Source organism: Pseudorhodobacter sp. MZDSW-24AT (assembly GCF_002794355.1).
GTDB lineage: Bacteria > Pseudomonadota > Alphaproteobacteria > Rhodobacterales > Rhodobacteraceae > Pseudotabrizicola.
This window is the reverse complement of sequence record NZ_PGOI01000006.1, coordinates 151,369-159,794: the sequence shown is the minus strand read 5'-3', so window position 1 is coordinate 159,794 and position 8,426 is coordinate 151,369. Positions and strand designations below refer to the sequence as shown.

Annotated in this window: 7 protein-coding genes; 1 reads left to right on the top strand and 6 read right to left on the bottom strand. The window is 64.6% G+C overall.

Annotated elements, in window-relative coordinates; all coding sequences use genetic code 11:
• Nucleotides 1–222: tyrosine-type recombinase/integrase (locus tag CUR21_RS06025; protein ID WP_232622710.1), on the top strand; the 222-nt coding region annotated here is incomplete at its 5' end.
• Between the two features lie 144 nt (nucleotides 223–366).
• On the opposite strand, the gene CUR21_RS06020 is transcribed toward CUR21_RS06025, so the two are convergent.
• The 6 genes from CUR21_RS06020 to CUR21_RS05995 form a co-directional block, all read right to left on the bottom strand.
• Nucleotides 367–1,629 carry a benzoate/H(+) symporter BenE family transporter gene (locus CUR21_RS06020; protein WP_100196124.1) on the bottom strand — a complete coding sequence of 421 codons (1,263 nt, stop codon included), beginning with the start codon at nucleotides 1,627–1,629 and terminating at the stop codon, nucleotides 367–369.
• 77 nt (nucleotides 1,630–1,706) lie between these two features.
• Nucleotides 1,707–2,513: an enoyl-CoA hydratase/isomerase family protein gene (locus CUR21_RS06015; RefSeq protein WP_100196107.1), complete on the bottom strand. Its 807-nt coding sequence runs from the start codon at nucleotides 2,511–2,513 to the stop codon at nucleotides 1,707–1,709.
• 37 nt (nucleotides 2,514–2,550) lie between these two features.
• Nucleotides 2,551–4,068, bottom strand: a complete 1,518-nt coding sequence (locus CUR21_RS06010; RefSeq protein WP_100196106.1) for an AMP-binding protein — start codon at nucleotides 4,066–4,068, stop codon at nucleotides 2,551–2,553.
• Nucleotides 4,061–4,573 (bottom strand): (2Fe-2S)-binding protein, encoded by a 513-nt coding sequence (locus tag CUR21_RS06005; RefSeq protein ID WP_100196105.1) that lies wholly within the window; start codon nucleotides 4,571–4,573, stop codon nucleotides 4,061–4,063. Before CUR21_RS06005 ends, CUR21_RS06010 begins: the two co-directional genes overlap by 8 nt.
• On the bottom strand, nucleotides 4,561–5,388 hold the full coding sequence (locus tag CUR21_RS06000; RefSeq protein WP_100196104.1) for a xanthine dehydrogenase family protein subunit M: 828 nt from the start codon (nucleotides 5,386–5,388) through the stop codon (nucleotides 4,561–4,563). The genes CUR21_RS06005 and CUR21_RS06000 overlap by 13 nt, the downstream gene beginning before the upstream one ends.
• A complete protein-coding gene (locus CUR21_RS05995) occupies nucleotides 5,385–8,360 on the bottom strand; it encodes a molybdopterin cofactor-binding domain-containing protein (protein WP_100196103.1) in 2,976 nt (991 codons plus the stop codon). The genes CUR21_RS06000 and CUR21_RS05995 overlap by 4 nt, the downstream gene beginning before the upstream one ends.
• Nucleotides 8,361–8,426: the final 66 nt, after the last annotated feature.

Here is an 8,426-nt window from a genome sequence, read left to right as displayed (position 1 = left end):
GCCCGGATGGTCCGGGGATGGATCATGTCGGTCGGCCTGGAGCCGAGCGCCTACGGCACGCATTCAATGCGGCGGACCAAAGTGGCGCAGGTCTACAAGAAGACCGGCAACCTCCGGGTTGTTCAACGTCTTCTCGGCCACATGAAGATGGACAGCACTGTGCGCTACCTCGGCGTCGACATCGAGGATGCCTTGACGCTCTCAGAGGGGATCGATCTTTGACGAACCTTCCCGGCCGGCGCGCCCCGCGCCGGTCGGCCCAGAGCGACCGTTCGATTTTTTTCTCAATGAACGACAGCTTCGCGCCCCCATATCGAACATCAATGGGGGCGCATTCAATCAGACGTCGATGGCGATTACCCGCAATCAAGCAGCCTGTTTTTCCCCGAGATTTCCGGCCTCGACCAAAGCGGAGACAATCACGCCCGCCACCAGGGCCCAGAAGGGTGCGCTGATGCCTATAAACGAGACGTTCGACATGGCGACGGCGAGCGCCACGAAGGCGCCTGTCTGGTTGCCGAGCGACTTGCCGAAAGCGTTCTGGAAGGCCGACAGCAGCACGCCGATCATGGCGAGGCCGGCGACGGTGCCGATGAGAGCGGACGGCAGGCTGAGCACGATCGGAACTGCAGCGCCGGCGAGGAGGCCGAAGGCGGCGAAGAGCACCCCGTTGACGACGGTCGCGGCATAACGCCCCTCCTTGTTCTCGCCCGCCTGCTCGGACGAGCATATCGCCGTCATCGGGCCCGCAATATTGGCATTGTGGCCGCCGAGGAAACCGGCTGCGACACCGCCGATGCCGGAAATGATCGTCATCGCGTTGACCGGTGGCCTGTAGTCCTCGGCCATGAGCACGCCGGTCGCCTGCGCGTTCTCGGCGCCGATCACCAGAAGAGCGAGTGGGATGGCAATTGCGAAGAAGGCATCGACGGAAAACACCGGCATCGTAAATTCAGGCGCGGCGAAGGAAATGTTGGCCGCGCCGCCGCCGACCGCACCCGTCGCAAGCGCGACGATCAGGCCTGCGACAAGGGCCGCCAGAACCGGCGGAATGGATTTGGTCAGCCGCATCGAGACAAAGAAGGCCAGGATTGCCGCGCCGGCAATCAGTGGCGCCGAGCCGAGCGCCGTCACTGTGCCGACGGCGAACCGGATCAGCGCACCGGCAATCATCGCCATGACGATTGGCATCGGCAGCCAGCGCATAACCTTGCCGATAAGTCCGGTGACGCCGAGCAGCAGAACCAGCAGGCCCGCTACGATGAAGCCGCCGACGGCCTCGTTGAACGGAATGGTCGCAAGCGAGCCGGCGACCAGGGCCGCGCCCGGGATCGAGTAGGCGCCGTTGATGGGTTGCTTGTAATAGAGCGCGAGCAGCAGACTGATGAGCCCACCGAGCACGTAGATCGCAAAGAGCCAGGCGACGGTCTGCCCATTGCTGAGACGGCCCGCCTCGGCAGCCCCGATGACGATCAGGGCCGGACCGGAGCAGCCGAAGATGGCGGCGACGAGCCCCGCGCTCATCGTCTTGATGCCGAGATGTTTCGGCAGGTCGCGCAGACCCGACGCAAGGCCGGGTCCCCGTTCGACAAGGCGTCTTTCTTGCGTTGTCTGGTCGATGGTTTCCATGTTCATTCCTCCCGAAGCGGACCCGAAGCCGCTCCCTCCTCGTGGAAATAAAGCCGGGCTCCCGTCCGGCCGTTGGTTCAGCGCCCGACGAAGGCTGCCGCGCGTTTTTCGTGGAAGGCGAGCACGCCTTCGCGGAAATCCTCCGATGTGCGAAGCCGGCTGTAGCAATGGCCCTCAAGCTCGATGGCCGTCGACAGCATCGCGTCGTCCGTGTCGTTCAGGAGTTTCTTCGCCGTGCGCTGGGCCAGCGGAGAGAAGCCGATCAGTTCTTCGACAAGTGCGTCGACGGCTTTTTCCAGATCGGCATCCGCAACGACCTCCGACGCGATGCCCCAGTCGTAAGCTTCCTGACCGGTGATCCGCTTCGAGCGCATCACGATGTTCTTGGTGCGGGTGACGCCAACCATCTTCTGCAGGCGGGCCGAGCCGCCGGAGCCTGGGATCTGGCCGAGCTTCTGCTCGGGCAGCGCGTAGCGCGTGGTGTCGGTCGCGATGCGGAAGTCGCAGGCAAGCGACAGTTCGAAGCCGACGCCGAAGCAATAACCGCGGTTGGCGGCGATGACCGGCTTGGAGCAGCGGGCCGGTGCCGCGATGTTCCAGGCGAGGTGCGAGACATGCTCCGGGCTCGCCTCCAGGAAGCCCTTGATGTTGCCGCCGGACGAGAAGTGCTCGCCCTTGCCCGCAACGACGATGATGCGGACGCGCTCGTCCTCGTCGAGCGCCTCGAAGACGAGGCGCAACTGGTCGCGGGCCAGCATGGAGACCACGTTGTAAGGCGGATAGTCGAGGGTGATGTCGGCGCGCTGTCGGGCCGCATCCATCGTGACGGTGAAGCCGTCGAGTTTGGCCAGGCGCGGGTCCTGGAATGTGGCGTGTTCGGCCATGGAATGTCCTTTCGTTGGTCTGGCGGCGGAGTGCCACTCACTGATTTTCGGAAATGCGTTCTTCGGAGTATTCGCCGGCCACCAGCAGGCGGCGCAGCAGCTTCCCGACAGGGGATTTCGGGATCGCTTCGACGAAGACGAAGCGGCGTGGGCGACGGAAATTGGCGAGACCGGAATCGCGGCAATGGCGGTCGAGATCCTCGGCCGTGACATCGCCGCGCCGTTTGATGAAGGCGACAACGATCTTGCCCCAGCGCTCGTCAGGCAGTCCGACGACCGCGACCTCGGCGACGCCGTCGTGCAGCGACAGGCAGCTTTCCACCTCCACCGGCGAAACGTTCTCGCCACCGGTGATGATCATGTCGTCGGCGCGGCCGGTGACGAAGAGATCACCGTCCCTGTCGAAGAAGCCGGTGTCGCCGGTGAAGTACCAGCCGCCGTGAAGTGCCTTGGCATCCGCATCAGGCCGTTTCCAGTAACCGTCGAAGGCCTCGTCGCTCTTCTTCAGCGCGATGATCTCGCCTTCCTCGCCGACGGCCGCCCGCTCGTCCGGGTTGCGGCTGCCCAGCTTCACCACCCGGATCGTCTGGTTGATCCCGGCGCGGCCGGCGGAGCCGGGTTTCTCGCCCGCCTTCTGCTCGATTGTGAAGGTGTAGATTTCAGACGAACCATAGTGGTTGACGAAGAGCTCTGGACGAAATGTCTTGTCCAGCCGTTTCAGCAATCCGTCGGTCATCGAGGCGCCGGCATAGCCGAGCTTGGTGACGGAGGCGACGCGCTCGGTCGAAAAAGCCTCGTGATGCACGAGGTCGTGGTAAAGCGTCGGAACCAGATAAAGATTGGTGATCTTTTCCTGTTCGATCAGATCGAGCGCCTTTGCCGCGTCGAAGCGCGGCAGGCACACAAAGGTGCCGCCGATGAGCGAGGATGCGATCAGGGAGCGTACACCCATCGTGTGATAGAGCGGCATGACGCCCAATGTGCGCTCGCCATGCCGGTAGAGGTTCTGGGCGACATGGGCGACTGCGCCGGCGCGTTCCGCTTGGTGACGGCGCGGCACACCCTTCGGCTTCGACGTCGTTCCAGACGTATAAAGCATCAACGACCAGTCCGCGGCCTCTGCGACAGGCACCGCATCGGGTGCTCTGCCGTCCATGATGCCCGCGAGCGCCTCGGACGAAAACCGCGGCACGTGCTGCGCGAGGCGCGACAGGCGCACGGCCTCTTCTGTCGACGCTTCGTAGAAAACAGCCTTCGCGCCGGCATCCTCGATGCCGAAGTCGATTTCGTCGGCCTTTGCCCGCCAGTTGAGGGGCGTGATGATCAGGCCCAGAAACTGGCAGGCCCAATGCAATGACGCGTTCTCCCAGCGGTTCTGCATGGCGCTCAGCACATGGTCGCCGCGCTTCAGACCGGTTTCGCCCAGAGCTGCGGCAAGCGCCGAAACCTTGTGATACCATTGACGATAGCTAAGTCGCATCTCCCCGTCGACAATCGCGAGCGCGTCCGGGTCGCGCTCGACGCTCGCGAGGAAGCTAGTCCCAAGATCAAGCATTCGGTATCTCCTCCTTCCGTTGTTCCTCCGCGGCAGCTATTGCCGCCTCGACGATGGTCGCGTAGCCCGTGCACCGGCAGAGATGGCCGGAGAGGTAGTCGCGAATCTCTTCCCGGCCCGCGTTCGGCTGCTCTCGCAAAAGGACGTCGAGCGACATCAGGATGCCGGGCGTGCAGAAGCCGCACTGCAAGCCATGATGGCGGCGAAAGGCAGCCTGAAGCGGAGAGAGCTCGGCTGGGTCGGGAGTCAGCGCTTCGACTGTCCGCACATCACTGCCGCGCACTTGCTGGGCGAGCGTCAGGCAAGCGCGGGCCGGCTTTCCATCGATCTGCACGGTGCATGCCCCACATACGCCGTGCTCGCAGCCGACATGGGTGCCGGTCAGCCCGATCTCGTGGCGCAGCAGATCCGAGAGCAGCATCCGGTTTTCAGCCTCTGCGCGGACCTTCTGGCCGTTCAGCGTGAAATCGATCACATGCCTCCGGGCAGCGTTCATGCGCGGCATCGGCTAGCCTCCTTGAGGGTCTCGCGGCCAAGATTGCGGACTAGTTCGCGCCGGTAGCGGGCGCTTGCGTGAAGGTCTTCTCGAGCATTCAGAGACCAGGCGATGTCGTTGAGGGCATCGTCGAACTGGTCGTCGTCAAGGGCCGGCAACGGGAAGACACGAGGCCGGTCATCGACCCCGGCAATGCCGAGCCGCAATCCGTTGTCGTCGGCGACGGCAGCGCAGGCGACGATGGCGAAATCGCCATGCCGGCGACCGATCTCGCGAAAGGCATAGCCGCTGCCAGGTACAGCCTTCGGAAAGTGCACGGCTTCGATCATCTCGCCCTCAGCGAGATCCGTCGCCATCATGCCGATGAAGAAGTCGTCCGCCGTGACCTTGCGCTTCTGCTTGCGGCTGCGCAGGCTGACGGCGCCGCCGAGTATCACCAGAGAAAGCGGCAATTCGGCGCTTGGGTCTGCATGGGCGACCGAGCCACAGACCGTGCCCCGCGCCCGCGTCTGTACATGACCGATCCAGGGGAAAGCGGCGGTCAGCAGAGGCAGGTCGCGCAAGAGGTTCGGCCAGGCTTCCAGTTCCGCCTGGCGAACGCCCGCGCCGACGGTGATCTCGTCGCCGGACATCTCGATCCGGCGCAGTGCTTCAAGCCGCATGATGTCAATGAGCACGCTGGGGCGGGCAAGGCGCATGTTGAGCATGGGCACAAGCGACTGGCCGCCGGCGATGATGCGTCCGTCACCGCCCGCTTCGGAGAGTGCCGAGAGCGCTTCGTCCAGCGTGTCCGGACAGATGAAATCGAAGGATGCGGGCTTCATCTGCGTCTCCTGAAAAGGTTTGAAAGCCGCTGGATGAGGCCGGCGGCGGCGCCGGGAGGCGCGCCGCCGCCGGCATGACGGGCGAGCGCCTGGAAGAATTGTCCGATCACCACGCGCGCCGCGCCGTCGAGGAGGCGGCCGCCGACCGAGGCGACCTTTCCGCCGATGGCCGCCTCGTAGCGATAGTCGATGCGGGTGCCGGTCGAGGTTTCGGTCAGCGTCACGCGGCCTGTGCCGTGACCGGAACCAAGCGCGCCCTCGGTGCCGCCGGAAAGCGTGACCGCTTCCGGCGCGACCATGTCGGACAGGCGGATGTCGGCGCGGTATCGTCCCTTGACCGGACCGATACCAAGCGTGACCTCGGCGCGGAATTGCGTGTCAGAGATCTTTCGGACCTCGTGTGCTCCGGGAATGATGGCCTTCAGCGTGTTCGGGTCGAGCAGCATCGCCCAGACGGATTCGCGGGTGGCGACCACATCGGCCGAGCCTGAGCCCGTCAGCAACCGTTCGCCAGAGGTGCCGGCGGCAACCGGGACCACTTCCTGCGGCTTGGACGGCCGTTGCTCCTCGGCGTAGAGCCATTCGCTGACCCGGCTCGGCGATAGTGGCAGCCGGACGTCCTCGACACCGAGCGCATCGGCAACGGCGTTGGCAATGCAGACCGGCGTCGACATGCTATTGCCTTCGCCGACGCCCTTGGCACCAAGCGGCGTGAAAGGTGAGGGCGTTTCGTGATGGAGGATCAGCGGCTCAGGCGTCTCCATTACGGTCGGGATCAGGTAGTCGGCGAGCGTGCCGGCCAGGAAACTGCCGTCGCTACCATAGGCATATTCTTCGTAGAGTGCGGCACCGACGGCCTGTGCGAAGCCGCCGCGCACCTGGCCATCGACCATGCCGGGATGCAGGATGCGGCCGCAGTCGTGCATCGTCACGTAGCGGTCGATACGCACTTGGCCGGTCGCCCGGTCGATCTCCACACCGCAGATGTCGAAGATGAAGCCATGGCAAAGCGATGAGTTGATACCGTCCGTTGCCGTCGGCGCCTCAAGTTGCTCCGGCGTCCAGAAGACAGTCTCGCGGATGGTCTGGCCTGTTTCATCCGGCAGGGTGCCGGGCGCCCAGTGGCTTGCCGCCGCCACACGTCCGAAGGAAATGGCATTTTCCGGATTGTTGCGATCAAAGAGTTTTCCGGCCCTGAAGTCCACGCTCTCCGCCGTGACATTGAGTTGCGCGGCGGCGATCGCTGCAAGACGCTCCCTGATACGGTCGGCGGCGAGGGCCGCGGCGCCGGCGACGGCCGCGGCAAACCGGCTTGCATAATTGCCCGACGCGATCGACCAGGCGTCGCGCGCCGTGTCGAGTTCCGTGTTGACACGCACGGCCTCCAGGGGCAGTCCGAGCCGCTCTGCGACCACCTGCGCCAGAACGGTGCGGTGGCCCTGGCCCTGTGGCACCGAGGCGACCTTGACGGTGACAGAACCCAGTGGATCGATGGCCACCGTCGCGACGGACTGGGCGCCGTTCTTTGGCCCTGCCTTCGCCCGCTCGTCCGGCGACAGAACCGTCGTGATGTAGCCCATGTTGGAGACGCTCGGCTCGACAACCGTCGCATAGCCGATGCCGTAGAGACGTCCTTCGGCACGCGCATTATCCCTACGCAGCTTCAGCGCCTCTAGGCCGCCTTCCGCACAGGCGCGATCGATTGCTGTCTGATAATCGCCCGAATCCAGCAGCCCGCCGGTCGCTGTGCGATAGGGAAATGCGTCGGCCGGCACGAGGTTGCGGCGGATGACCGCAAGCCTGTCGAGGCCAAGGTCATCGGCGATCTTGTGGATGAGCCGCTCGAGCGCGAAATAGACCTGCGGTCCGCCAAAGCCACGGTTCAGTCCGGTCGGCGTCTTATTGGTGAGCACAACGCGGTTGCGGATGGCGACGTTGTCGATCGCATAGGCGCCGGTCATGTTGCCGTGCATGCGGTAGAGTGTCGCCGGTTCCGGTGCACGCAAGTGGGCCCCGCAATCTTCTAGTTGATCCCAGCTAAGCGCGGTGATGTGGCCGTCGTCGGCAACGGCCGCCTCCAGCGTCGTGACGCGGTTGGTTGCCGAGACAGAAGCCGTCAGGTGTTCGAGACGGTCCTCGATCCACTTGACCGGCCGGCCGGCGACGCGGGCGGCGACGGCGGTGAGGATGACATAGGGAAACACGCCCTGCTTGATGCCGAAGGAGCCGCCGGAATCGGGTGGCGTGCGCAGTCGCATGCGGTTGCCGGGCACATTCAGCGCGCGAGAAATCACGGCATGGATCGAGAACGGTCCCTGGAAATTCGCCGTGACGTCATAGGCGTCCTCACCGGGATCGTATTCCGCTATGACGCCGTAGGTTTCGATCGGCGTGCAGGAATTGCGCGGATAGGCGATGCGGATGGAAATTCGGTGGGCGGCAGTCGCGAGTGCCGCTTCCGGGTTCCCGTAGCGAAAAGTGCGCTCGTTGATGAGGTTGGTGCCGAGCGAGGGATGCAAGACCGGCGCATCTGCGGCGAGTGCCTTGTCGGGATCGACAATGGCGACCAGCGTCTCGTACTCCACCTTGATCAGGTCGAGCGCATCCTCGGCGACATAGCGGTTCTCGGCGACGACGAGGGCGACGGGTTCACCCACATAGCGTACCCGGTCCCGGGCAATCGGCCAGCATTCGACATTGGCCTTGACCCCGACGGTCATGCTGCGGGTAAGCCGCACCACATCCTCGCCGGTCAGCACGGCGAAGACGCCGGGCAGTGCACGCGCGGCAGTCGTATTGATCGCACGGACTTCGGCATGGCCATGCGGCGAGCGCAGGACCGCCAGATGCGCGGTGTCGCGCCGAACTGGCAGGTCGTCGATGTAGCGGCCGCGGCCGGTCAGAAGTCCGAAGTCCTCGACCCGTTGGACGGGCCGGCCAATGAGGCCCTCCGCTGTTTCCAATTTCATCATTCGCCCCTCCCGCACCCGTTTGTGAAGGGGTGCCGTAGCGGGAAGAGTGAAGAAGGGGGCGTGATC

Coding starts and splice junctions, on each gene's coding strand:
- CUR21_RS06015 (WP_100196107.1), bottom strand. CDS start 2,513: ATGGCCGAACACGCCACATTCCAGGACCCGCGCCTGGCCAAACTCGAC.
- CUR21_RS06005 (WP_100196105.1), bottom strand. CDS start 4,573: ATGCCGCGCATGAACGCTGCCCGGAGGCATGTGATCGATTTCACGCTG.
- CUR21_RS06020 (WP_100196124.1), bottom strand. CDS start 1,629: ATGGAAACCATCGACCAGACAACGCAAGAAAGACGCCTTGTCGAACGG.
- CUR21_RS06010 (WP_100196106.1), bottom strand. CDS start 4,068: ATGCTTGATCTTGGGACTAGCTTCCTCGCGAGCGTCGAGCGCGACCCG.
- CUR21_RS06000 (WP_100196104.1), bottom strand. CDS start 5,388: ATGAAGCCCGCATCCTTCGATTTCATCTGTCCGGACACGCTGGACGAA.
- CUR21_RS05995 (WP_100196103.1), bottom strand. CDS start 8,360: ATGATGAAATTGGAAACAGCGGAGGGCCTCATTGGCCGGCCCGTCCAA.